The sequence below is a fragment of the Acidithiobacillus concretivorus genome, assembly GCF_018853445.1.
GTDB classification, from domain to species: Bacteria; Pseudomonadota; Gammaproteobacteria; order Acidithiobacillales; family Acidithiobacillaceae; genus Acidithiobacillus; species Acidithiobacillus concretivorus.
In genome coordinates, this window is sequence record NZ_JABELD010000054.1 from 18,992 (window position 1) to 43,397 (window position 24,406).

A 24,406-nucleotide genomic window follows, 5' to 3' on the forward strand; every position below is an offset into this window, starting at 1 on the left:
AAATCAGACCTGGAACTGATAATAAACTTAAAGGGGCACACCCAGACGTTGTGCTACTTCCAGATAGGCTTCCACCACCCCGCCGAGATTACGCCGGAAGCGATCTTTATCCATTTTTTCCAGACTTTGGGCATCCCACAGGCGACAACCGTCGGGGCTGAATTCATCACCCAAATATAATTCGCCGTGGTAACGTCCAAATTCCAGTTTGAAATCCACCAGAATCAGGTTGGCCTTGGCAAACACAGCCTTCAACAGCGTATTGACGCGCATGGTCCAACGCCGCATGGCTTCCACCTCTTCTGCACTGGCCCAGCCAAAGGTACGAATATGTGAGGTGTTGATCATGGGATCATGCAAGGCATCATTTTTCAGGAAAAATTCCAGGGTCGGGGGCTCCAGTATCCGCCCTTCCTCAATACCCAGTCGCTTCGTTAAAGAGCCTGCGGCACGATTGCGAACCACGCATTCTACCGGAATCATTTCCAGACGACGCACCAGACTTTCGCGTGCATCCAGACGCCGAATAAAATGGGTCGGTACGCCCTCGGATTGCAGATACTCCATGATGAACGCATTGAAAGCATTGTTGACTTCGCCCTTGCGGGCAAGCTGCTCCACTTTTTCACCATCAAAAGCCGAAGTGTCATCCTTGAAGTGCAAGATCAGCTCATCTTCCGCGCTACTGGCATAAACAATTTTAGCCTTGCCTTCGTACAATGCCTGACGTTCACTCATTGCGGCTGTCCCTTCGGGAAGACCCGCGCAAAGATGCGATCTATGTTGCGGGTGTGGTAAGCAAGATCAAACAATTCCGCCAGATCCTTTTCCTGCAGATACTGCGAAACATCTGGATCGGCAGCCAGCAGCGCCTTGAAATCCGCATTATTTTCCCAAACCTGCATGGCATTGCGCTGAACGACACGGTAAGCGTTTTCCCGCAACATGCCCTTGGCCGTCAAAGCCAACAATACGCGTTGAGAGAAAATCAGACCATGCATTTTATTCAGGTTATCCATCATATGCTGAGGATAAACCACCAGTTTTTCGAGCAAGCCACTGACCCGATGAAACATAAAATCCATGACAATGCAGGCATCCGGGCCAATAACCCGCTCCACGCTCGAATGGGAAATATCGCGCTCATGCCAGAGGGCAATGTCTTCCAGCGCCATGCTGGCATAGCCGCGCAACAATCGCGCCAAGCCGGTCAGATTTTCGGAAAGAATGGGATTGCGCTTGTGCGGCATGGCAGAACTACCCTTCTGCCCTGCCGTAAACGGTTCTTCTGCTTCGAGCACTTCCGTACGCTGCAGATGCCGAATTTCTACTGCGATTTTCTCGATAGAACCGGCAATGATGGCGAGCGTATTGAAAAACTCGGCATGACGATCACGGGAAATTACCTGGGTGCTGGCCAGCTCTGGATGAAGGCCCAACTCATGACAGACGGCCTCTTCAATATCCGGATCAATATTGGCAAAAGTACCCACCGCCCCGGACAGCATCCCCGCAGAAACTGCCGTAATGGCATGTTGCAGACGCTGATGATTACGCTGCGCCTCGGCATACCAGACCGCCACTTTCAAACCAAAAGTAATGGGTTCAGCATGAATGCCGTGAGAACGGCCCATCATAACCGTATCCTTGTGTTTCCAGGCCAGTTGCTCCAGCGCGATACACACTCGATCCATGCCTTTCAGGAGCAATTCACCGGAGCGTTTGAGCTGCAAACCGAACCCAGTATCCACCACATCCGAAGAAGTAAGTCCCACGTGAATAAAGCGGCTGGAAGGCCCGACAAATTCTGCCACGGATGTCAAAAATGCAATGACATCATGTTTTACTTCCAGCTCGATTTCGGCAATACGGTCACTGTCAAAAGCTGCCTTTGCTTCAATTTCCGCCAAGGCCTCCGCCGGAATCTCGCCACGCGCCGCCAAAGCGCGGCAGGCGGCCAACTCGACATCTAACCACGCCTGATATTTAGCATCCTGAGTCCATAAGGCACCCATTTCCGGGCGCGTATAACGCTCAATCATGCATTACCCCCGGATTGCGGGGTCAGAGCCGTCTGCAACTTGTTGAGCACTTCTACCGACCACTTGGGTGCAGTTTTACCCACTCCCGGCTCGGTTTCCAGAACGCTACCGGAGTTGTCTTTCATGGCCAGCAGACGGACCCGCACCGAAACCGGCTCCTGATCTTTCGGGCTGCTCCAGATAGCCTTGATGCTGTCCCAGGTACGATTCAGAATTCCGCCTACAAAACCCTGCTTTTGCCGGGCCTGCTTACCGCCTTCATGAATCATCACCGACCAATCACCCATTCCTTCGCTGCGAACTGGATAACCCAGGCCTTGCAGTGCCACCTCAACGGCTGGTTGGGCTTTTGCAGGAACCGCATTCAGAACCAGATAAGGACCACCATCATCCCGATAGCGCGTCACCTTGATTTTAGGCATTTCTGCCAGCAGCACCGATTGGCTCAGACGCTTCTGAACAGCCTGCAGCAAGTCGCGATTATGATCAGCATCGGCGGGGACTTTTTTCCATTCCACCGAACTGCCCTGGGGGTTATTCCAGTAACGCTCCTGCTGGATACTTAAAACCTGATTGCCATCGGCGGCAGTCTGCAAATGAAAAGCGTAGCGTTCACGATGCGAAGGCGCCAGAGTATTGCCGAAAAAGGCCGAAATACCGGTGCGGAAATTGTGCCAGCCAGTAACCAGCTCACCCTGCTCCGGCGCAAATTTTTCGATAGGCGTCTTGCTGGCTGTCAGCGTTTCCTTGACAGCAGCCCATATCTGCTCAGGTTTGGCCTGCGTCGTCAGGCTCAGATCAGCACCGCTACCAACAATTTGTGAACTAACCCCGGCCAGAGGTTTTTCTTCTATGGGCTTTTGACCGGGCGCTTCGCGCGGCTGGAAAACGCCGTACCCGCCCATGGTGCTATTCGACACAGTAGCCGGATTCACGGGACCACCCGGAATAGTCACCCCCGGCGCTGGCACCTGGGCCAGCAGATCCGGCGGAACAGCAAGGGGTTTCATCACCTGCGAATCTTCGTACTTTGGACCCGTACTTGTATGCAGGAAAGGAATATACGAACACCCTCCCAAACCCAGACTGGCAACCACGGCAAGAGCAACATAACGGCGCATGCAAAACCCCACTAAACGCGACAGAGCGCGAAGAAAATCAAAGACAATGCGCTGCTCGCAAACTGCTGCGCAGACGCTCGTGATACATTTCGGACAATGGGGTCAAGGGCAATCGCAACGCAGGCCCCATTCGTCCCATTTCCTGCAACGCCCATTTCACCGGAATGGGGTTGGACTCTACAAACAAGTCACGGTGTAGACCCACCAACTGGGCGTTGACCGCTCTGGCGGCCACAAAATCTCCCGCCAGGGCCAAATGACACAGTTCGGCCATCAGGCGCGGGGCTACATTGGCGGTTACGGAAATGACCCCTCTGGCGCCCAAAGACATGGCCGCCAAGGCCGCCGCATCATCTCCGGTATATACTTCAACCTGGTCGCCACACTGATGGAGAATTTCTGCTACCCGCTCGACTTTACCACTGGCTTCCTTAATGCCCACCACACAGGCGCGCGGGGCCAGGCGAGCCACAGTTTCCGGCAGAATATCCCCCGCCGTACGGCCGGGCACGTTATAAAGTATCATGGGAAAATGGCAGGCCTCGGCAATGGCCGTATAATGCTGAAAAAGCCCTTCCTGAGTCGGTTTGTTATAGTAAGGAGAAACCAGAAGAGCCGCATCTGCCTTGGCTTCCATGGCCGCTTTGGTCAGGCTGATGGCTTCATGAGTGGCATTAGCACCGGTTCCGGCAATGACAGGTATCCGCCCTTTGACCTGCTCAACGACACTACGAATCACCGTAACATGTTCTTTCATTTCGAGAGTGGCCGATTCGCCGGTGGTACCCACAGCTACCAGCGCATGCGTGCCTTCACTGATATGCCACTCTACTAAATCCCGCAACGCCTTATCGTCCACGGCGCCATCTGCGCGCATGGGCGTCACCAAAGCTACCATACTGCCGTGAAACATGATTTTTATGCTCCCGCTCTTACGCGTTCCATTTCTGCATGGGATGGTACTTGCCCGACAGAGGGCTGGCAAGGTAACAAGATCAATTGGTGGAATGATCCAGTGCCATACCCAACTCCATCACACTCTATTCCAGGCAGTCTTGATGCATCTGTACACGGGAAAAGCGGAGTTGTTGAGATGCTGGTGCTCGAACCGATCCATTCGATTGCGGCGAAGCCAGGCTGAATGAATACCTGCAATGTTACGCCAGCCAGGATATTAAACGGGGCATAGCACGGGCATTCATCGCCTCTCCTGCCGACGAATTAGAGCGGATTTCCGGGTTTTATACATTAAGTGCGGCCAGCATTGCAGCACAAACGCTACCCGATAAATTCAAAAAAAAATGGCCCCATTACCCCATCCCGGTGGCCTTACTGGGCCGTTTGGCCGTGAATCAGGCATGCTAGGGGCAAGGACTAGGCACCATCCTGGTGGCGGACGCCTGCAAGCGCGTTGCCGCCGCCAGTGAAACACTCGCGGTAGCGGCTATCATTGTGGATGCGAAAACCATCCAGGCAGCCGCGTTCTATCAGCATTTGGGTTTCATTGCGCTAAATGACCCAAATAATCGCCTGTGGTTGCTACGCTCTGCCTGGTCTGGGCTGTAACAAAAAAGACAAATAAGGATAATTTCGTGCTACCAGTTTTCAAGAATGGATGAACGAATTAAATCTCAGCCCACGGATTGATGAGGGGCACTCCCGTAGACTTGAAATCCGCGACGTTGCGCGTGACTATCGTCATACCGTGCACCAGGGCGGTTGCTGCGATAAGTGCATCGCGCTCGCCGCGCTTGTCGGGTACATGCAGCCTGGCGCAGCATTGTGCCACGGCGGTATCGACTGGCAACGTGCGTCCGGAGAACTCAGGCAATACGTGCTGCTCCAGCCACGCGCGCAACAAGGCCCCCTGCGTAGCGTCCTTTCGCTCAATCGACAGTACGCCAAGTTCCAGTTCCATGATGGTGATGGCCGACACAAATAAGTCGGTGGCATCCACGCTTTCCGCCCAAGCTGCCACATGCTTATCGGCCTTCCCAAGCCGCACTTTGCGCAGTTCAGATATCACGTTGGTATCGAGAACCAACATCATGAGAAATCAGCCGGACGCGCTTCAATAGTCACTTGTGGCGGCTCGAACGCGATGTCGGCAATACCCGGCATTGCCAGCGCATCAGCAATGTTGCGGCGCTGCTTGGTGAGCCGCTGATAGTCCTCAAAGCTCATCAGCACATGGGCCGGGCGGCCCCGATCGGTGATGAACACCGGCCCGTTGTTGGCGGCACGTTTGGCCTCACTCGCCCTTTGGTTGAATACGCGGCTGGATAAGGTCGTAATGGTCATGATGCTGCCCCCGCATGCTGGATGGATGTAGTTATGTTGCTACACCGATCCAGAAGGTGCAAGCGTTTTCAGCGGGGGCAAATTGGGGTTCATTCAGAAAACGGAATTTAAAGCACGTTAAGGCCACTGCATAGCCCGTATTTGCTAGTTTTTGCAGGGCAACTTGCAAAACCTGACCGTTTGAAATAGCACTGCGCCCGTCCCCATGACCCGCGATCAAATCGACGTAGAATATTGACAAGTGTCGCGTTGCGGTTTACGTGTTGACCGTGATTACAACATTCCGCCACAAAGGCCTCGAAGTTTATTACCGCACGGGCAGCAAAGCGGGCATCCAGCCGGTACATGCTGCCAAGTTGCGGGTGCTTCTCACGGCATTGGATGCGGCAGAGGCCCCAGAGCAAATGAATGCGCCGGGATAGCGACTACACAAACTGGCCGGCGATCTGGAGGGATTCTGGTCGGTGAACGTGAATGGAAACTGGCGGAAGAATGGTATACACCCGATGGCTGAGAAATTAACGACTTATGATCCAGCAGCCGCACTCATCGACGACGAAGAAATCATGGTGTTCATGGCCGACGCCTTTGAAACCGGCGATGCCGGCTACATTGCACACGCGCTTGGTATCCTCGCGCGGGCTAAGGGCATGACATAAATTGCACGCGATACCGATCTTTCACGCGAACAGCTCTACCGTTCATTCAGTGAAGCCGGCAATCCGACACTGAAAACGACGCTGGCCGTCATGAAAGCCCTGGGGATCGATTTGACAGCGAAGCCCCGCAGTGAACACGTAGCGGCCTGATGAAGAACGCCCTCACCAGTCGTAGAATCGAGGCCTGTCGCACGACAAAAAGCGGCAAATCAACCGCGCGATCATCATGTGGACTTTGCTGATGCCGTCGGGGTCTTTTTCGATGACCGCGCCATGACTACGGAAGACGTAGATGCCGAAGGCGAGCAGCGTCTGGTGACGATGGGGCGAGACTTCCTGGATCGAGTACTGATTGTGGTGTACACCGAGCGTGGTGAAGATGAAATACGCCTCATATCCGCCCGTAAAGCCAGTCCAGGAGAACGTAAAACTTATGCAGGAGGTGTGACACCATGAAAGCAGAGTATGATTTCAGTCAGGCCCGGCGGGGGGCCATCGCCATAGAGCCGGGAAAGACCCGCGTGACTATCCGGTTGGATAACGACGTGTTGGACTGGTACAGAAAGCAGGCACAGGAACATGGCGGTAATTATCAGACCGCGATCAACGCCACTTTACGGGAACTGATGACCGCGCAGGATGGGGCACTGGAACGGGTGTTGCGGCGGGTAATTCGTAAAGAAATGCTGGCCTGATCGTAATGTCTCCTGATACCCGGTTTTTCGGCTTGCCGGGTATGAGGAGAATCAGTACATTAGCGACAGAGAGAAAAACGCCCACGAGACAGAATGACGCATTCGGTCTGATCAACAACCCACAGGAGACTCCTCCCATGATAGACAGCATACCCTCGTGTTACACGGCACCGAGCGTGCCGTCGAACTTACGTTGGATGGATTAAAATATTAGTCATCGGAGGATAACTATGGCTAGAGGAAGTTCTTGGGTAAATGCAACGATTAGAATTGCAAAAGCAATTGAATCAGATTCACGAAGAGCAACAAATGCTGCAATTAGGCAACACAATGCTCAAATACGATATCAGCAAAGATTACTACGTGAACAGGAAAGATTACTACGTGAACAGGAGAGAGCGAATAAGCAAGCACTAATGGAAAAATTCTTAGAAGAAAAGGAAGATGCAATACAATATGCAGCTGATAAAACTATAGAAAGTGAAAATCAAAGGAATATTCTTTTGGCTCTTCTTAAAAATGCAGAAACAACAAAAATATCATTTTCTTGGAATCAATTTAAACAAGATGACAAATTTTCAGATACAAAACCGACTCAACCAAAATTTAAAGATTATCCAAGAGAAATAAATCTTGAGGAATACGAACCGAAGTTAGGCTTATTAGATAAACTATCCAAAAAAAGAGGAAACAAAAAGATTCAAATTGCACATGAAACGCTACAAAAAGATAAAGATTTTCGTGAAAATGAAGTGTTAAAAATCAATGCTCAAAACGACATAATAACAAGAGAATACAAAATTAAATATGACTCCTGGAATGCAAAAAAAAATGAATTTGAACAAAAACAGAAAGATTATAATGAGAGTATTGATAAACAGGAAGAATTGTTTAATAAGAATGAACAGAAATACATTGAAGTTTATTTCGATGCAATCATTAATTCATTAAGATTACCAGAAGAATTAATTACAAGTTGGATTGTTTCTTATGATAAACCCTCGAAAATATTAGTCATTGATTATGATTTACCTGATCGAGAAGTAATACCGACTCTAAAATCAATGAAATATATTTCTACTCGTAAAGAGTTTACAGAAACAGTATTAAAGGAAAAAGAAATCGATGGTTTTTATGATAAAATGAATTACCAATTATGTCTCCGTATTTCACATGATTTGTATCTGTCAGATATTAATGATCAATTAATCGCTATAATCTTTAATGGAATATATTATGGAATAAATAAGGGTACTGGAATAGAAGAAACGAAATGTATAATGTCACTGCAGACTAAGAAAGCAGAATTCGTAGAAATAAATATACAGAATGTTGATGCAAAAACATGTTTCCTAAAGTTTAAAGGCATATCGGGGGCAAAACTGTTTGAATATGTACCTGTGGCACCGATACTACAATTTAATAAAGAAGATGATAGATTTGTTGAAGGTAAAAGCATTAAAGGTATGATTAATGGAACAAATATCGCATCAATGGATTGGGAAGATTTCGAACATTTAATACGGGAAGTATTTGAGAAAGAATTTGCAGTTAATGGTTCTGAAATCAAAATTACCCAAGCAAGTCGCGATGGTGGAGTAGATGCAGTAATGTTTGATCCTGACCCTATTAGGGGAGGGAAGTATATAATTCAAGCTAAACGCTATACAAATGTCGTTGGTGTTTCAGCTGTTAGAGATCTTTATGGTACATTAATGAATGAAGGTGCAGTAAAAGGAATACTTGTTACTACTGCAAATTATGGAGCTGATTCTTATGAGTTTGCAAAAGATAAACCAATAACATTGATTAATGGTAGCAATTTACTTCATATGCTTCAAAATCATGGATATAATGCAAGAATTGATATTGAAGAGGCAAAAAAAACATTATCTGAAATAAATTAAGAAACCATCCAACAACTGCTTCAACCTGATAATTCCTTTTGTCATAAAAATTGCAGTCGTCGCTACGCTCCTTTGTAGCAATTTTCACGCCAACCCCTTCGGGCTGGAATTACAGGTTAAGCAAATGTTAGGCCTAACAAAAGCTGGCGTTAGGGAAGCAAGTTGCCTAGCCCGTGAAACACGACGAACACGGCCAGACGGAGAGTGCATGGGACTGTTACGGTAACGCCACATCTTCGGACCATGTGATTGTCAATCAGCGCGTCTGTACCCAGCAATCACCAGCAAAACCAGTCATTACAGCCCATAATGTGCCGCGAATATCGGCGTTTTGCCCAAATTTTGCCCAAGTTCACTCTGAAAATCGCCTTATTTGTGACCGGTCACGTAATTATCTCTAGTTTAGACATTCAGCCCGGCTCCGCCGGGTTTTTATTTTCTATTTTTGCTACGAAAGTGCTTGACACGGAGATAGTGCCGCGCGGCCGACCCTTTGGAAAAAAGGGTCGGCCAATGAGAAGCGTTTTAGGCTTCTCGGAATCACTGCCATGTCCTTTCAGCGTCTCGTTACCCTCCGCCTTTCAGGGTGGATTTCCTACTTTCTCGCCGCCGTGCCGCCGCGCTCGCGGCGCAGCTTCATCGAACTGCTGTGCGGGTGCCTGATCTCCCCTGATGGCTGGGTTACCCGCGCCCTCAGCCATATTTCACTGCGCTGCCATTGGACCACTTATTACAAACTCCTGGAGCGTGAATCCTTGCGGACCCAAGCTCTGGCCATCACCCAGGTACGCTGGCTTCTGTCCGTTTTGCCGCCACTGCCGATCGTCGAGTTGATCATCGACGATACGCTCGTCCTGCGCCACTCTACCAAGGCTCCAGGCGCGACCATCCACTTCGATCACAGCCATAAGCACAACCGCCCCCGTTATGTCCTCGCCCAGAACTGGGTAGGGCTGGCGTTGACCCTGCGGAGCCGCTCCGGCAAAGCCCTTTCCTTTCCCATTCGCTTGCGCCTCGTGCCCCGCACCGGTAATACCCACAAGCTGAAAATCGCCGGGGCATTACTGCGGGCCTTTATACCCCACATCCCCGTACCCGTCCGCTTGCTCACCGATGCCTGGTTCATGCGCCGCCGCCTGCTCTTGCCCCTGCTGCGTCAGCGTGGCCAGTTCATCGGCCAGGTGCGCCATGATACCGCACTGTATCGGCAACCCCCGCCCAAACCCGCCAAAGCGCAGCGGGGTCGGCCCCGGAAATATGGAGACAAACTGACCCCGGAAGCCATTGCCACACTCCCCACAGAGATCCTCACCCTGTTTGTCTATGGGAAATGGCAGAAAGTCCGTCTTCAATCCATCGTCGCCCAGGCACGCTTCCTCAACGGCCATCCCGTCCGAGCAGTCTGGAGCGCTATCGACGATGCAAAACACCATCGATGGTCGCCCACACGCCTTTATCTCGCTTCCGAAACCGATCTGACCGCCTCTGAAATCATCACCCTCTATGGCAACCGTTGGCAGATCGAACCCCTCTTCCATAACCTGAAACGCTGGTGGGACATCAATAACCTCTGGCAGCAAAGGCGCGCTGTTCTCGAACGCTGGATGCAAATTCGTTGCATTGCCTGGTCCATGGTGCAGCTCCTCGCGGAAACAGTCGCCGAGGACTTTCCTATGACCGCCGTAGCGCCTTGGCGTATCGCTACGCCCGTCACTGCAGGACTCATGGCTCAATGGATGGCTCCATCTGCATTTTCTGCGGGTTCCTTTCTGGAGGGGCTATGACCCAAAGTCCGGGAAATTCCAGTGCCCCAATTCCGACTTTTGGGCCGATACCGATGACCCACCCCGCAAAAAGGCTGCCTGACACGCTTCTACCCCAAATTTACTGCATCATATCGCCACCCACTGGGACAGGCGGGGAAGCTGAATGTCTAAACTTCAGGTAATTATGTTACGCAGCAACACCGCTAATCACCGCCCCATTCCCGACCCTAGAGGGGTAGGGGCTTGAAGTCCAACGGAACGAAAACGCACGCTAAGCTTTTAACCAGTTGCGTTTTCATTTAGCAATCCCCAAGAACACGGCCAAGCAGCGCTCAATCTCCACCAGTGCATCCGCGTCGATGTGTCCGAAGGATGGCCCTACTTTGTCGCGCTTCACCGTCATGACCTTGTCCACCATCACCTGCGATGGTTTCTTCAAGCAGTTCTCTGCGTTCGGCTGAACCGTGATACGCAGCAATGGCGCGACAACAAGCGTGCTGGTGATGAGCAGCACGCTTGTGCTGCTGTGCTCGCTGAACGGGTTGGCTTGAATCACCAGCGCAGACAATGGCTTGCCAAAGTCGCCCTGCATGGCGATAGTCACAAGGTCGCCGCGCATCATCCCGTCCAGCCGTCCACATCTGCCAAGGCTTCATCCATGAACTGCTGCATGGCCGTGTCGGCACTGTCGGTTTGAGCCACAAGCAGGCATTGGCGTCGGCACGCCTCCGCGAAGCCGGGGCGGCGCGTGTCCGGCACCCAGATTTGAACCGGACGAAGCCCCGCCATGCGGAGTGAATCGCGGTGCTTCTGAACCCGCTGATTAACGTGTGCTGTTGCCATTTCCAAGCCTCCGATTAAGTTACATGCAACATTATACGCGCAGTACAAGTTACATGCAACGAGTCTTTAAAGGCTTATCCCCGCGAGTTGCCGCGCTAGATCTTGGGGTTCGGGGAGCAATGATACTATTCTGTCCGCTAACAATAGTTTCATATTGTCTATCTCTGCGTATGCCGCCATCATAGCACGACGCGCCCAAGAGCTTGTTCCCGGCTGAACAGATCTACATCAACAGGAGCTACTGGAAGATTGGGCCTTGCGTCAGGTAAAACAGCAACCCAACCCGATAGCACCGTCACGTTAAAAGGACCAATCACGGCGCTTTAACGTGGCCAGGTGACGTAGATCTTGCTCCGGATGCCATGTATGACGCTATCAAGTCGCATGGGGAATGGGTACTCCGCTAAAATGGTGCTCCCAAGGGGGTTCGAACCCCTGTTACCGACGTGAGAGGCCAGTGTCCTAGACCGCTAGACGATGGGAGCAGGGCAACAGATTATAAGGATCCAATGAATAATAGCAAGTATAATCAGGTTAACCCGCAAACTGTAGGATAGCCCAGAATTGCAGAGCCGTACCGGCAATGACAAAAATATGCCAGATCGAATGGAAGTATTTGCGCTGATCTAACAGAAAGAAAACGACTCCCAGCGTATAGGCGACACCACCACCCAGTAACAGCCACAAAAACCAGCCGGGAGAGGCGCGATATAAAGGCAGCACCGCAAACACCGCCATCCAGCCCATCAGCAAATAGAGCATTAACGACAGGGTATAAAAGCGCTTTCCGGTGAACACCAACAGCAAAATGCCCAGCAAAGCCAGCAACCACTCCAGCACCAAAAGGATTATTCCCCAGGTATCATGCAGTACCATCAGGGTTACGGGCGTATAAGTGCCAGCAATCAACAAATAAATAGCCGAACGATCCACCCATTGAAAAAACAATTTGGCAGACCCCTGTGGCAGCAAATGATAGATGGTGGATGCCGCATATAAAATCAGGATGGTAGCCACAAATACCGAAACGCTGACAATAGCCAGCGCTTTACTGTGCAGCGCCGCTCCCAGCAACCAGATAATAAATATGAGCAAAGCACCTATAGCCCCGGCGCCATGTAAGAGACCGTTAATCCACTCTTCGAGCCGTGTCTGATTTCTTTCTGTTCGGGGTTCTGCCTGAGAATACCGCAATGTCCACCTATGGTTCTGTCAGCCAACTGTTTAGTTATATCACTTACCCGTAAAACTGCACAGAAGCTGATCTCAGGCACCCATGATCGGAACACGCAGATGGGTGCCTGCCGGCTCTTCACCATGGGGAAGGTTATTGGCGAGGCGGAGCGCTTCAACACTGAGACCATAACGTCGCGCGACTTCCGAGAGTGTTTCATGATGGCCCAGAATATGATTGGCCGATGACCAACGGCTATCAGTGGGTGGGGCCTTCACAAAGTGGGCAACAATGGCATCGTGCATACTGCGTGCAAGAGTCTGACGAAATTCCGGGTCTCGCAGTCGCTGTTCTTCCCGCAGGTTGGAAATAAAGGCAGTCTCGACCAACATGGAGGGGACATCGGGTGCTCGCAACACCACAAAATTCGCATGTTGCACGGCCGCATTATGTAGTCCTTCCACCCCCACCAGCCCGCGAATCATCACATCTGCTGCCGCTGCCGCTGCATTCATGGCGGCCGTCTGGGTCATATTGATCAATACCTCGTTGAGCATGGGATTCGGGCTGCCTGCAGGCAACTTGCGCAGTAAGGGGTCTGCAGCATTTTGGGTTTTCGCCAGCCAGCGCGCTGCGGCATTACTGGCGCCCTTATTTGACAATGCCCAGACCGTTGAGCCCCGCACGTCGGGGTCAGGGAAAGCATCCGCATGAATGGAAACAAACAAATCAGCCCGATGTTGCGAACCCAGATGCATACGCGACAATAGCGGAATATATTGATCCGTATGCCGGGTCATGACGACCTGTATTCCCGGGGTTTCACGCAAACGTTGGGCCAGAGTAAGGCCGACGTCAAGCACCACGTCTTTTTCCCGGGTGCCACGCGAACCAACCGCGCCAGGGTCGTGGCCGCCATGACCAGGATCCAGGCAAACTACGATGGGACGTTCTTTGGATCGACTGAGCAGGAAATTACTCGCATCGGCCATTTTCCAGGTTCCGAGTAGAGCCCCACTTAGGGCTAACTGCTGAAGAAATTGACGCCGATTGGAATAAGCTCCGGATGAATCACACACAACACGCCCCCAACTTATTTTAAAATCTCAAGTTATAGAGCTAATTTAGTGTTTATTCGAAAGAAGTCAAGATAGATGGATGATGGCTTGCACTTTTACGGGATGAATTATGATCTAGACGCCCTGAGCAGCAAGCCAGCGCTGAATATCCGCAGCACTCATGGCACCACTGACCCGTGCGTGTTCCTTGCCATTTTTGAAAAGGACCATGCTGGGAATAGAGCGGATCTGAAAACGCGCCCCCAAGGACTGTTCTTCTTCCGTATTCACCTTGGCAAAAAGCACGCGGCCACGCAAAGCTCGTCCAGCCTGCTCAAACTGCGGGGCCATACTGCGGCATGGACCACACCAGGGAGCCCAAAAGTCGACCAATACGGGTAATTCATTTTTCTGGATGTACGTATTGAAGCGTGCGGCAGCCAGATTAACCGGGTGGTCGGGCAAAATTTCAGCATGACACTTGCCGCATTTGGCCTTATCACCCAAACGCTCCTGCGGTACCCGATTCAGGCTTCCACAGGAAGGACAAACCACCATCAAGCCCGTCATTTTCTCCTCCCAATCCGTCTTGCCGGTTATTCCTGGGGTGCAGCCTGCAGGAGAGCGTCCAGGGCCCCACGATGATTCAGAGCCGCTAGGTCATCAGAACCACCCACATGCTGACCATTGATGAAAATTTGCGGTACGGTGTGCCTTCCGTGGGCTCGCTGCTGCATCTCCCGACGTAAGGCCGGGTTATGATCCACCCGAATAATTTGGGGATTGACGCCCTTACTACGCAGCAAGGCTTCCGCGCGATGGCAATAAGGGCAGGTTCCCGTAGCATACACCAACACTTCGGCAGCCACTTTCATTTTTCGACCGGTAATCCAGCACCCCGCCAGGCGCCAATACCACCCTTGAGGCTGTAGATTTTATCAAAGCCCGCTTTTTTCAGGCTCGCAGCAGCCCGCGCCGAACGCATTCCGCTGGCACACTGGCAAATGACATGATGACCACGATGCTTTTCCAGATCTTTCATGTACTTGGGAAGATCTCCGAGGGGAATATGACGGGCACCAGGAAGATGCCCCTGTGCCCATTCATTTTGTTCGCGCACATCAATGACCACCGCTTCTTCATGGTTAATCAACTGAACCGCCGTTTTCGCATCCACCTCACTGATGCCTGCTGCCTTGCGCGTCAGTGGGCCTTTAAAAATCATGATGATCAAGGCTACTGCTGCCAGTAAAAGCGGCCATTGCGCCTGGACAAAGGTGAGAATTTTAGCTTCCATGAATTATCTCCCGCAGGACCCAGAACCCGGTACGCCCAGCTTCAGTAAAATTTTGTCCAGAGGGCAGAAACAAGTGAAACCGCTCTGCAACAAATTGAAACCGACAAAGAGCGTAAATGCCAGGAACCACTCACTGACAAAAATCGGGCTGGCGGGCGCACCCAAAACCACACTCACCAGTACAAAAAAACCAGCCACTACACGTACCCAACGTTCTGTATTCATTTCCTGTTAAATCCTCTGCGTCTGCTTTTCAAGGCGCCGCTCCCACAAAAAGTATAAAAGCGGAATCACCACTAACGTCAGCAGTGTGGAGGCGAAGGTACCAAAAATCAAGGAAACTGCCAGACCACCAAATACCGGATCGGTCACCATAATGGCCGAGCCGAACATGATAGCCAGAGCCGTCAGCAAAATCGGGCGAAACCGTACGGCTCCCGCCTGCAACACAGCCTCTTCAAGCGCGTAACCCTGACGCCGGTAATCAATAATAAAATCAATCAATAACAATGAATTACGCACCACCACACCGGCCAGCGCAATGACACCAATCATGGAAGTTGCGTTAAAGGGTGTATTTAACAACCAGTGTCCGGGAAACACCCCAATCAGGGTCATAGGAATAGCCCCCATGACAATGACCGGCATCATAAAAGACTGATAATAAGCCACTAACATCAGATAGATGAACACCAGGGCCACAATGAAAGCCGCACCCAGATCACGAAACACATCCAGAGTCAGGCGCATATCCCCGCCCCAGAGAATCTGGTAGTGGGTAATATCATTAGGCTGGGCAGGCGTGAAGCCCAAATTGCCGGTGCTCAGATGGACGCCGTCAATGTGCTGATCATCCAGCCAGTGATTCAGGCTCAGGACGGCATACACCGGGCTTGAACCAATCAGATCACCGGTCACATAGACCACCGGATGTTGATCCCGATCATAAATTGGTTTGGCCAGAGTGGTTTTCTGGATCTGGACAATACTGGACAAGGCCACCTCTTGCCCCTGACTGTTGCGAACATGCAGATCGAGAATCTGCTGACGCCAGGCACGATCCTGGGGGGGAACCCGCAAAATGATGTCTACCGGTTCCCGCGCTGAAGGATCATGTAAGGCCCCGAGCTTGGTGCCCGCAACATAATCATGTACCAGCTCAGCCACTTGTGCCGGCGCCACTCCTGCGAGCATGGCCTTTTGCCGATCTACATGGATCCGGTATTCGGGCACACTCGCCGTGACCGAATCATCCACGTTAATCATGTCGTACACTTTCCGGAAGTGCTGCTCTACCGTCCCGGCCAACTCCCGCAACTTTTGGTAATTCGGGCCGTAAAGCTCTGCCACCACCTGGGCACGCACAGGGGGGCCCGGCGGAACCTCAAAAATCTTGATAACAGACTGGGGGTAACGACTGCGCACGCTCTGCAGGGCTTTATACACCTCCACCGCCACCGTATGAGACATCGGGCGTTCATCACGCGGTACCAGATTGATTTGTATCTGGGCGTAATTACTGCCTTCGCGCATCATGTCACCACGTACCAATCCCGCAAAATCCACCGGAGCAGAACGTCCCAAATACGTCTGGAAGTTTTCTATGTAATGATTTTGACTGAGGACATCACCAACTGCTTGTGTCACCTGACCGGTGGCATCCAATGCAGTACCCGCAGGTGTATCCACCTGAATCATGAAATCACTGACATTTCCTTCCGGGAGCATCTTCAAATTGACACCCAGGGCACTGAGGGGGCCATTCATACCCTGAGGACGGACAAACTGCCATAGGGGCATTAACATGGCCAGCAACAGCAACACCACGACAATCAGGAAGAATATATTGCGTCTTCCAGAAGACTCGAGCAATGGCGTTACTACGCGCAAATAGCCCCTTTGTAAGGCATCTTGGGGAGCTTGGGTGCCCTCTTCATGCTCTGTTTCATGTTCCGCCTGGGAATGGGTATCTGCCGCCTTGGCGGCCTTCTTGCGCAGAAAACGGTACGCACCCCAGGGAACCACCGTATAAGCCAACAACACCGAAGCAATCATGGCAATGGGCACAAAAATTGGGATCGGCAACATGAAAGGACCCATCATGCCGGTTACAAAAGCCATCGGCACAAAAGCCAGAATGACCGCTAACGTAGCAATGTTGGTGGGATTGCCAATTTCATTGGTCGCATGAATCACGCAGTTGGCAAAACCACCTTTGGCACACCCATGCAAATGACGGTGAATATTTTCAATGACTACAATTCCGCCGTCTACCAATAATCCCAACGATAAAATCAGGGCAAAGAGGGTAATCCGGTTAATAGTCTGGCCCAGCAACCAGCCAATGCCCAGTACCGCCCCCAAAGTCAGGGGCACCGTCAAAATAACAATACCGGCTTCCCGCCAACCCAGGAAAATCATCAAGATGATGGCCACCACGCCGACAGCAATGCTGAGATGTTCAAACAAGGTACTGACAGCATCATCAGCCCGGGCGCCGTAGTCCCGGGTAATGGTGACATGCACGCCCTGGGGCAAAGCCTCCTGTTCGAGGCGGCCCAGCTTGGCCTTGATGGCATCAGCGACAGTGACGGCATTGGTTCCTGGGCGCTTGGCCAGGGTAATGGTCACTGCCGGCATATTTGTTCCGGCCGGCAGCTGCATGCGGTTCGCCAACCCGGCGGTATTAATGGTAGCGGTGTGGCGCTCCGCCGCACCCTCCTCAATACGTGCCACATTTTTCAGAAAAATGGGTTGACCATCATGGCTGCCAATAATCACATTGCCGACATCTTGTGCAGAACCCAGAGCGCCGTTGATACGCAGTGGAATATCGTGATTGTCATTGACCAGATTGCCGCCCGGCAAAATTACGTTGTTGCCCTGCAGGGATTGCTCAATATTTTTCAGGCTGAGACCGGCACTCGCGAGTTTGGCCGGGTTGAGCCAGACATTGACCGCCTGCCTGCCTCCACCAATGAGGGTAGCATTAGCCACATCGGGTACATTCTGCAATTGATCCATCAAGCGGGTGCCCACTTGACGCAAGGCCACCGGCGTCAGCTGTGATGTACTTAAAGTCACCGTCATAATGGGAACATCATTGATCCCTATGGACTTGACCAAAGGCTGCTCCGTCCCCGGCGGCATTTTATCCATATTACGGCTGAGCTGGTTGTACACCTCCAGCAGGCTTTTTTCTTCATTGGCCCCCACCTGAAATTCCACGGTGACAATACCCATGTCATTTACGGAGTAACCAAAGGTATGATGCACTCCCGGTAGGGAAGCCATCAGCGCTTCCAATGGACGGATGACTAAATTGTGGATTTCCTCACTGTTGGAACCGGGACGCATGACGAAAATTTCTGCTGCCGGAACCACAATCTCGGGATTGTAAAGACGCGGGGTCACCGTAATCGCCAGAAGCCCGAACAGGGCAATGGCAATCATGATGAGCACCGTAATTTTGGATTGGTAAAAAGACTGAGCCAGCCGCCCGGCCAAATTCATTTTTTGCTGCTGATCAGCCATGGGCTGCTCCAGCCTTGATCTGATCGCCATTATTGACGGCCGCAAGATTTCCCGTCACTACGGTTTCACCAGCACTCAGGCCGGCTAGAATTTCTACCCCATCGGGTGTTTGCGGACCGGGACGAACCATACGGTAATGCGCAATCCCCTGCGCATCTACCACAAATACCCCCGGAATACCCGCACGATCCAGCAAAGCGTTGGCAGGCACTGCAATAACCTGACGGGCTGCCAGCGGGGCCGCAACGGTCACATAATCTCCTGCCTGGAGATGACTATCGGCTGGCAGACTCAGCTTGACGGTGTGGGCATGGGTCATGGCATCTGCCGCGTTGACCATATCCAGCACCGTCGCGGGTATCCGATGGCCGTCCGCAAGCACGCTAAGCGTCTGACCCATTTTCAGGCTGCGGTATAAAGCACTGCCGGCGGCAAAGCGCACTTCCAGTTGACTGGTATTGGCCAAAGTAAGCACCGGCTGACCCGGCGAGGCCATATCGCCATTTTGGGCCTGTTTGTTGATAATGGTTCCGGAAAACGGTGCCGTTACCCGAGCGTAACGCATCTGGGCCTCAGCACTGGCAATGCCCGCACGCGCAGCAGCAACACGCGCCTGGGCCATCGCATAGGCCGACTTCACCTGATCCCACTGCTTTTCAGGAATCGCCTGCTGGGCATACAGGGCCTTGAAGCGAGCATAGTTGGAACGAGCATCGCTAAGATTGGATTGCGCCTCGGCAAGACCCGCCTGGGCCTGCTGTACCTGGGCCTGCACATCGGTTGGATCAACCTCAAAAAGGAGCTGCCCGGCTTTGACTGTCTGACCTTCGCGCAGATCCAGATGACGAATATAACCACTGAGACGCGAGCTGATTTGCACCTGCTGGGCAGCAGTCACCGTGCCCGGCACCTGACTATAGGCGGCCATATTCTTCCCCCCGATCTGCATGACCGGAGCACTCACGCGGTGATGCACAGCCGGGGTCTGAGGAGGGGATTTACTGCAGGCAGCCAAGCCGGCACTGGCCAAAACAATGGCGGATACCATGACGGTGCGTTTCAAGTTCAACATCAGGAAGCTCCTTCCACGACGGACACCGGGGCCACGTCGACGATTTCTTGCGGATTCAGTTTACCAATGGCCAGCAGCAGTGCAGCACGCTGGACAGCCTCGGCATAATCGGCCGATACCAGTTCAGCCCGGGATTGATCCAGCTCGGCTTGCCCATGTAACAAGCCGGTAATGGTTTCAACCCCATTTTCATAACGCAGCCGCACCAGACGCTGGGATTCTTCCATTTGCTGAACAGCCAGACGGCGCATTTTGACGCGCAGCGCCGCCTCACGCGCACTGCGCCAGATTTCTGCCACCTGCAAGCGCAGCTTGTCCTGCGCTTCCTGCAAGGCGGCCATGGCCTGCTCACGTTCGGCCTGCGCCCGATCCATGCCCCCGCCTCGGGAAAAATCCAGTACATTCCAGGTGACTTCGCCGCCGACGGTATAGGAGGGAGCCGCATTACCCAGCGAGCTGCCATTCCATTCCTGATTGGCCATGGCGTTCACATGGGGCAGATAGGCTGCACGAGCGACCTGAATGCCATCCTGAGCGGCTTTCAGTTTGTGGCGTAGCGCGACAATGCCGGCATTTTCTGTCATCGCCTGGCGCTGCAAATTCAGAAGGGAGTGATCAGGTAAGGCCGGTTGCACGGGTTTACCCACGGATAATGTTTTTTCTTCCGGCCAGCCAATCAGAATAGACAGACTTTCCAGAGCATTCGCATGGTCATTTTCTGCGGTCTGCACTGCCAACTGCGTTTTTTCCAGATTTACCTCAGCAGCCAGCCAGTCGCTTTTGACCAGCACCCCTTTATTCAGAAGTAATTTGCTGGTTTTGACGTAGGATTCAGCGGCCTTTTGAGCTTTCTGGGCAACCTGAATGGCACTTTCAGCTGCAATGACACTGTCATAGGCCTGCAAAACCGCAAAAGTCAACTTTTGGCGGGCCATGACATTTCCGCTTTGGGCGGCTTCCAGCATGGCGTGGGCCTGACTCAGGCGTCCCCAGACTTCACCGCCATTCCAGATCGGAATTTCCAACTGGAGTTTGGTACCGTAGTTATGATAACTACCCGGCAAATTAAGACCAGCTGGTGCCACATTGAGGCTGTCGGGATTACTGGGATTAAACTGACTCGCTCCAAAATCATTAAAAGTGGCCTGGCGTTGAGACAACTTCATTCCGAAAACGGTCAAGGCATTATTGGACTGGCTGGCAGAAAACGAAGCATTCAATTTCGGCAACAGGTGACCACGCACCTGAGACACCGCCCCCTTGGCTTCTGCCTGCTCTGCTTTAGCCGCCAGAATCTGTGGATTCTGTTTGAGCGCCATGGCCACACACTGGTTAAAATCCACTGCCTGAGCAGATAGGGCAAAAAAAGTTCCTGAGACAGCTATTGCAGCAAGCACCAGTGATTTTTTATAGGGACTGTAATACATTGATTTCTCCGCCAAACAAAGCCGCCAAAAATCAGGTCACGCAGCCATTACCAATTGCTTTTCTTTGCGTTTTCTGAAAACCAGCAGGCACAGGCGGCGGAGTATATCAGAATATCATCATATTCCACAAATGCGTATCGGGCACCAGTTCTCGCCGGCATGGCATTCGCTAGCCACTGATTCAGATTTTCCAGCGTTTCAGTGAATACTACAGAACACATCACTCATCATGGAAATCAGGCGCAAAGTGCGCGGATCACCCACCCGATAATAAACCTTGTTGGCGTCCTTGCGAGCGCGGAGGATATCTTTTTCCCGCAAAATGGCGAGATGCTGAGAAATATTACTCTGCGTGGTACCCACTGCGGAGACGATGTCCTGAACACTCATTTCTTCTGAACCCAAAACACAAAGCACCTTAAGGCGCAGTGGGTGGGCCATGGCTTTCAGAGAACGCGAAGCCTGCTCGATATCCTCTTCCCGGGTTGGTAACTCTTCCATATTCTTGCCTCTTGGTCTATTAACCATCTTATTGACTTTAATTGAAAATTCTTACATCGAAACTTGTTTTGCTGCCTTGCGTTTTCACCCGCATGCGCTTAGAATCCAGCGCATGCGGGTGTAGTTCAATGGTAGAACCTGAGCTTCCCAAGCTCATGGCGTGGGTTCGATTCCCATCACCCGCTCCACCATCAGCGAATGAGAATAACCCCATACAACAATTTTAGAAACCCCAACCCTACCCGATTAGAAAAGCGGGCGCTCCAGACTACTTAGTATAGCATCCACGCTATCCCGCACGGCGCTGGTCATCTGGATGGGACGTCCCCATTCCCGGCTGGTTTCTCCCGGCATCTTGTTGGTGGCATCAAAACCCGTTTTACCGCCCAGACCGGCGACCGGTGAAGCAAAATCAAGGTAATCGATGGGCGTATTGTCTATCAGCGTGATGTCCCGTACTGGGTCCATGCGCGTTGTCATCGCCCAGATGACATCCTCCCAACTGCGTACATTAATGTCGTCGTCCACGACAATAATAAATTTGGTATACATGAACTGACGCAAAAAACCCCAGATACCAAACATGACGCGTTTGGCATGTCCTGGATATCCCTTGCGAATACTAACTACAGCCAGGCGATAGGAGCAGCCTTCAGGGGGCAGATAAAAATCAACAATTTCCGGAAACTGCTTTTGCAGGAGCGGCACAAAAACCTCGTTCAGAGCCGCACCAAGAATGGCTGGCTCATCCGGAGGACGTCCGGTATAGGTACTATGATAAATGGGGTTTTCGCGGTGGGTGACGGCCTCGACCGTAAAAACGGGAAATTTCTGGGTTTCGTTATAATACCCGGTGTGATCCCCAAAAGGACCCTCTTCAGCCATATCATCCGGATAGATGTGTCCTTCCAGGACTATTTCCGCACGCGCCGGAACTTGCAGGGGTACGGTCAGTGCTTTAGCCAGCTCTGTCCGTCCGCCCCGTAATAATCCCGCAAACTGATGTTCGGAAACCGTATCGGGAATGGGAATAACGGCGGCGAGAATGGTGGCCGGGTCAGCCCCATAGGCCACGGCAACCGGGAAAGCTTCACCCGGATGTAATTTTTGAAATTCCCGTAAATCCTGCGCTCCACCCCGGTGCGCCAGCCAACGCATGATCACCCGATTACGACCAATGACCTGTTGTCGGTAAATACCCATATTGGCACGCCGCTTGTGCGGACCTTTGGTAATGGTCAGCCCCCAGGTCATGAGCGGCGCAGCATCATCAGGCCAACAGGTCTGCACCGGCAAGGTGGATAAATCCACGGCGTCGCCGCGCATGATCACTTCCTGACAAACCGGGCGCGCAATATTTGTCGGAGCCATATACAGCACCTTGCGCAAAGTCGGTAATTTGCTCCACAGGTCCTTCAGCCCCCGGGGAGGATCCGGCTCCTTGAGATAGGACAGCAATTGACCAATCTGACGCAGATCAGCCAGCGACTCGGCGCCCATGCCCAGAGCGACTCTTTCCGTGGTTCCAAAAAGATTGCCCAGCACCGGTATTTCGAACCCGCTGGGGTTTTTGAATAAAACAGCAGGGCCACCTGCCCGCAGGGTACGGTCACAAATTTCCGTCATCTCCAGCTGCGGAGAAACAGGTACATTCAGGGTACGCAGCAGGTCACGTTTTTCAAGGTCGGCAATAAAGGCACGCAGGTCACGATAGCTCATAGGTGCATTGTAACCGCAGCCCGGCTAATTTGTCCCGCCTTCGGGATCTTCGCGGGCCACGACAAAGGCGCTGTCTTCCACTGCCAGGCTGGAGGTTGCACGAATATCAATGGCTTCGTGACCGCTGATATATTCATCAGCAAGGCTGGCAAGGCAGGCAATTTCATCTTCCGTAACCGCCTCAAACCCGGAAAAGCCCAAATCTTCCAACAGATTTTTACCACGAGGCTCCTGATCCATACCTGTCAACAAGTCCGTCAATAATTCCCGTTGTGGCAGTAACCGTGGACCCACGCAAAAAGCATGAAAAGCAAAGGCATCATCGGACTGATCAATCACTCGTAAACGTTCACGGATCAGCTTACTGGCACTGTTGTAGACTTCGTTAAAAAGAAAACCCAAATCAGCCTGGCCCTGCAATAACGCCTTGAGAACCCCTTGATAGCTACCGGTAAACACAAAATCCAGGCGCGCTCGATCAATATCCGCCTTATCCATGAGGAATAGCCCTACCATATGGACCAGAGTTGAGGGATGCGCCGAAGCAATCCGGATACGCTCCGGAAAATCCTCCGCATGTTGAATAGTGCCTGCCGCTGGTGCGCACAAGTACACTTCATCAAAATGGTTTTGCGGCTTGACGATGGGCAGAAAACCCAGCTTTTGCTGATACTGCACCCAATCAAAGGGATTGGCATAGACCAAATCATAATTTCCGGACAACACCGCCGCCCGGCCACTGTCAAAATCATCCTGCGGCTGAAAATGCATTACCTGACCCAGATGGCGCTGCAAGAAAGTATTCATCAAAAACCAGCCTGGCAGATTTTTCCCTGAATAATTCGGGTCAACGGTAAAGTTTAGCGTAGTGTTGGAAGGAGAAACTTTTTCTGTCATCAAAGCATCCGTCCTAAATATCAAAATCGACGGGTATTTCACCCAGAATACTCAAATGAATATTGAATGGGGTCATATATTTCATGGCGGTCATCATGGACCCTTTAAATTTCAGCTTGCGCGTCATCAGCGCGGCTTTTCCGGACAGTTCGCCGGAAAGAATTTTTTTCCAGTTGTCCATAGAGGTCCACATGATGAAATCACGGCGACGACCATCGGAAGGGCCCGCATAGATGACTTTCCCGGCTTTGCAGAAAAGCATGACATGGGGTATATCGGGACGATCCTCAATATAGTATTCCCAGGTCGCATTAAAATTTTTCAGATCTTTCTGAATTTCCGGATGCGTATCCCATTGTTTACCCACCAGACGAATCCACTCCGTACTCATGA

The 24,406-nt window shown here is 51.9% G+C and carries 28 protein-coding genes, 2 tRNA genes and 2 pseudogenes; 10 read left to right on the plus strand and 22 right to left on the minus strand.

What is annotated here, in order from left to right:
* Window positions 1-27: 27 nt before the first annotated feature.
* The 4 genes from purC to dapA are packed head-to-tail and all read right to left on the minus strand — an operon-like array spanning window position 28 to window position 4,076.
* Window positions 28-738: a phosphoribosylaminoimidazolesuccinocarboxamide synthase gene (gene purC, locus HJG40_RS07485; RefSeq protein ID WP_215863608.1), complete on the minus strand. Its 711-nt coding sequence runs from the start codon at window positions 736-738 to the stop codon at window positions 28-30.
* The gene (purB, locus tag HJG40_RS07490) at window positions 735-2,042 is read right to left on the minus strand and encodes an adenylosuccinate lyase (protein WP_215863609.1); all 1,308 of its coding nucleotides are present in this window, start codon (window positions 2,040-2,042) and stop codon (window positions 735-737) included. The genes purC and purB overlap by 4 nt, the downstream gene beginning before the upstream one ends.
* A complete protein-coding gene (locus tag HJG40_RS07495; protein WP_215863610.1) occupies window positions 2,039-3,163 on the minus strand; it encodes an outer membrane protein assembly factor BamC in 1,125 nt (374 codons plus the stop codon). Before HJG40_RS07495 ends, purB begins: the two co-directional genes overlap by 4 nt.
* 37 nt (window positions 3,164-3,200) lie before the next feature.
* The gene (gene dapA / locus HJG40_RS07500) at window positions 3,201-4,076 is read right to left on the minus strand and encodes a 4-hydroxy-tetrahydrodipicolinate synthase (RefSeq protein WP_215863611.1); all 876 of its coding nucleotides are present in this window, start codon (window positions 4,074-4,076) and stop codon (window positions 3,201-3,203) included.
* 476 nt (window positions 4,077-4,552) lie between these two features.
* Between dapA and HJG40_RS07505 the strand changes: the two genes are divergently transcribed.
* The gene (locus tag HJG40_RS07505; protein ID WP_215863612.1) at window positions 4,553-4,729 is read left to right on the plus strand and encodes a hypothetical protein; all 177 of its coding nucleotides are present in this window, start codon (window positions 4,553-4,555) and stop codon (window positions 4,727-4,729) included.
* Window positions 4,730-4,787: 58 nt separating this feature from the next.
* On the opposite strand, the gene HJG40_RS07510 is transcribed toward HJG40_RS07505, so the two are convergent.
* Window positions 4,788-5,213 (minus strand): type II toxin-antitoxin system VapC family toxin, encoded by a 426-nt coding sequence (locus tag HJG40_RS07510; protein ID WP_215863613.1) that lies wholly within the window; start codon window positions 5,211-5,213, stop codon window positions 4,788-4,790.
* Window positions 5,210-5,464, minus strand: coding sequence for a type II toxin-antitoxin system Phd/YefM family antitoxin (locus HJG40_RS07515; protein WP_215863614.1), 255 nt, complete (start codon window positions 5,462-5,464; stop codon window positions 5,210-5,212). Before HJG40_RS07515 ends, HJG40_RS07510 begins: the two co-directional genes overlap by 4 nt.
* Before the next feature lie 269 nt (window positions 5,465-5,733).
* On the opposite strand from HJG40_RS07515, the gene HJG40_RS07520 reads away from it, so the two are divergent.
* The 7 genes and pseudogenes from HJG40_RS07520 to HJG40_RS15080 all read left to right on the plus strand — a co-directional run bounded on the left by HJG40_RS07520 (window position 5,734) and on the right by HJG40_RS15080 (window position 10,591).
* Window positions 5,734-5,886, plus strand: coding sequence for a type II toxin-antitoxin system RelE/ParE family toxin (locus tag HJG40_RS07520; RefSeq protein ID WP_368355937.1), 153 nt, complete (start codon window positions 5,734-5,736; stop codon window positions 5,884-5,886).
* Between the two features lie 84 nt (window positions 5,887-5,970).
* The gene (locus HJG40_RS15075; protein ID WP_226857288.1) at window positions 5,971-6,123 is read left to right on the plus strand and encodes a helix-turn-helix domain-containing protein; all 153 of its coding nucleotides are present in this window, start codon (window positions 5,971-5,973) and stop codon (window positions 6,121-6,123) included.
* Entirely contained in the window at window positions 6,124-6,273 is a 150-nt protein-coding gene (locus HJG40_RS15385) for a helix-turn-helix domain-containing protein (protein WP_368355938.1), read from the plus strand.
* 78 nt (window positions 6,274-6,351) lie between these two features.
* A complete protein-coding gene (locus tag HJG40_RS07530) occupies window positions 6,352-6,579 on the plus strand; it encodes a BrnT family toxin (RefSeq protein ID WP_368355927.1) in 228 nt (75 codons plus the stop codon).
* Window positions 6,576-6,818 (plus strand): BrnA antitoxin family protein, encoded by a 243-nt coding sequence (locus HJG40_RS07535; protein WP_215863616.1) that lies wholly within the window; start codon window positions 6,576-6,578, stop codon window positions 6,816-6,818. The genes HJG40_RS07530 and HJG40_RS07535 overlap by 4 nt, the downstream gene beginning before the upstream one ends.
* A 230-nt stretch (window positions 6,819-7,048) precedes the next feature.
* Complete coding sequence (locus tag HJG40_RS07540) at window positions 7,049-8,725, plus strand: restriction endonuclease (RefSeq protein ID WP_215863617.1); 1,677 nt, start codon at window positions 7,049-7,051, stop codon at window positions 8,723-8,725.
* 548 nt (window positions 8,726-9,273) lie between these two features.
* A pseudogene (locus HJG40_RS15080) lies at window positions 9,274-10,591 on the plus strand (IS701 family transposase).
* Between the two features lie 195 nt (window positions 10,592-10,786).
* Here HJG40_RS15080 and HJG40_RS07555 read toward each other — a convergent pair.
* Both HJG40_RS07555 and HJG40_RS07560 read right to left on the minus strand, forming a co-directional pair.
* Window positions 10,787-11,113, minus strand: a complete 327-nt coding sequence (locus tag HJG40_RS07555) for a type II toxin-antitoxin system PemK/MazF family toxin (RefSeq protein WP_215863618.1) — start codon at window positions 11,111-11,113, stop codon at window positions 10,787-10,789.
* Window positions 11,110-11,334 (minus strand): antitoxin MazE family protein, encoded by a 225-nt coding sequence (locus HJG40_RS07560; protein WP_215863619.1) that lies wholly within the window; start codon window positions 11,332-11,334, stop codon window positions 11,110-11,112. Before HJG40_RS07560 ends, HJG40_RS07555 begins: the two co-directional genes overlap by 4 nt.
* Window positions 11,335-11,642: 308 nt before the next feature.
* On the opposite strand from HJG40_RS07560, the pseudogene HJG40_RS15390 reads away from it, so the two are divergent.
* Window positions 11,643-11,741, plus strand: a pseudogene (locus HJG40_RS15390) (DUF2442 domain-containing protein); the annotation flags it as partial.
* Between the two features lie 2 nt (window positions 11,742-11,743).
* Here HJG40_RS15390 and HJG40_RS07565 read toward each other — a convergent pair.
* From HJG40_RS07565 to HJG40_RS07615, 11 genes are all read right to left on the minus strand, one after another.
* Window positions 11,744-11,819: transfer RNA gene (locus tag HJG40_RS07565), tRNA-Glu, on the minus strand.
* Between the two features lie 49 nt (window positions 11,820-11,868).
* On the minus strand, window positions 11,869-12,528 hold the full coding sequence (trhA, locus tag HJG40_RS07570) for a PAQR family membrane homeostasis protein TrhA (protein ID WP_215863620.1): 660 nt from the start codon (window positions 12,526-12,528) through the stop codon (window positions 11,869-11,871).
* A 72-nt stretch (window positions 12,529-12,600) separates the two neighbouring features.
* Complete coding sequence (locus HJG40_RS07575; RefSeq protein WP_368355930.1) at window positions 12,601-13,587, minus strand: N-acetylmuramoyl-L-alanine amidase; 987 nt, start codon at window positions 13,585-13,587, stop codon at window positions 12,601-12,603.
* Window positions 13,588-13,701: 114 nt separating this feature from the next.
* Window positions 13,702-14,136, minus strand: coding sequence for a thioredoxin TrxC (gene trxC / locus HJG40_RS07580; RefSeq protein ID WP_215863621.1), 435 nt, complete (start codon window positions 14,134-14,136; stop codon window positions 13,702-13,704).
* Between the two features lie 26 nt (window positions 14,137-14,162).
* Window positions 14,163-14,441 carry a glutaredoxin 3 gene (grxC, locus tag HJG40_RS07585; RefSeq protein WP_215863622.1) on the minus strand — a complete coding sequence of 93 codons (279 nt, stop codon included), beginning with the start codon at window positions 14,439-14,441 and terminating at the stop codon, window positions 14,163-14,165.
* Complete coding sequence (locus HJG40_RS07590) at window positions 14,438-14,863, minus strand: rhodanese-like domain-containing protein (RefSeq protein WP_215863623.1); 426 nt, start codon at window positions 14,861-14,863, stop codon at window positions 14,438-14,440. The genes grxC and HJG40_RS07590 overlap by 4 nt, the downstream gene beginning before the upstream one ends.
* A gap of 3 nt (window positions 14,864-14,866) precedes the next feature.
* Window positions 14,867-15,088 (minus strand): YgaP family membrane protein, encoded by a 222-nt coding sequence (locus HJG40_RS07595; RefSeq protein WP_010637351.1) that lies wholly within the window; start codon window positions 15,086-15,088, stop codon window positions 14,867-14,869.
* 6 nt (window positions 15,089-15,094) lie between these two features.
* The gene (locus HJG40_RS07600; RefSeq protein WP_215863624.1) at window positions 15,095-18,397 is read right to left on the minus strand and encodes an efflux RND transporter permease subunit; all 3,303 of its coding nucleotides are present in this window, start codon (window positions 18,395-18,397) and stop codon (window positions 15,095-15,097) included.
* On the minus strand, window positions 18,390-19,469 hold the full coding sequence (locus HJG40_RS07605; RefSeq protein ID WP_215863625.1) for an efflux RND transporter periplasmic adaptor subunit: 1,080 nt from the start codon (window positions 19,467-19,469) through the stop codon (window positions 18,390-18,392). Before HJG40_RS07605 ends, HJG40_RS07600 begins: the two co-directional genes overlap by 8 nt.
* Window positions 19,469-20,896 carry a TolC family protein gene (locus HJG40_RS07610; RefSeq protein ID WP_215863626.1) on the minus strand — a complete coding sequence of 476 codons (1,428 nt, stop codon included), beginning with the start codon at window positions 20,894-20,896 and terminating at the stop codon, window positions 19,469-19,471. The genes HJG40_RS07605 and HJG40_RS07610 overlap by 1 nt, the downstream gene beginning before the upstream one ends.
* A 198-nt stretch (window positions 20,897-21,094) precedes the next feature.
* Window positions 21,095-21,397, minus strand: coding sequence for an ArsR/SmtB family transcription factor (locus HJG40_RS07615; RefSeq protein ID WP_024893036.1), 303 nt, complete (start codon window positions 21,395-21,397; stop codon window positions 21,095-21,097).
* Between the two features lie 114 nt (window positions 21,398-21,511).
* Between HJG40_RS07615 and HJG40_RS07620 the strand changes: the two genes are divergently transcribed.
* Window positions 21,512-21,585 (plus strand) — tRNA-Gly (locus HJG40_RS07620).
* A 58-nt stretch (window positions 21,586-21,643) separates the two neighbouring features.
* On the opposite strand, the gene ubiD is transcribed toward HJG40_RS07620, so the two are convergent.
* From ubiD to HJG40_RS07635, 3 genes are read right to left on the minus strand one after another with little or no spacing between them, the layout of a single operon-like run.
* Window positions 21,644-23,116 carry a 4-hydroxy-3-polyprenylbenzoate decarboxylase gene (ubiD, locus tag HJG40_RS07625; protein WP_215863627.1) on the minus strand — a complete coding sequence of 491 codons (1,473 nt, stop codon included), beginning with the start codon at window positions 23,114-23,116 and terminating at the stop codon, window positions 21,644-21,646.
* A 24-nt stretch (window positions 23,117-23,140) separates the two neighbouring features.
* Window positions 23,141-24,013 (minus strand): phosphate/phosphite/phosphonate ABC transporter substrate-binding protein, encoded by an 873-nt coding sequence (locus tag HJG40_RS07630; protein WP_215863628.1) that lies wholly within the window; start codon window positions 24,011-24,013, stop codon window positions 23,141-23,143.
* A 13-nt stretch (window positions 24,014-24,026) separates the two neighbouring features.
* Window positions 24,027-24,404, minus strand: a complete 378-nt coding sequence (locus HJG40_RS07635) for an SCP2 sterol-binding domain-containing protein (protein WP_226818872.1) — start codon at window positions 24,402-24,404, stop codon at window positions 24,027-24,029.
* Between the last annotated feature and the right edge of the window lie 2 nt (window positions 24,405-24,406).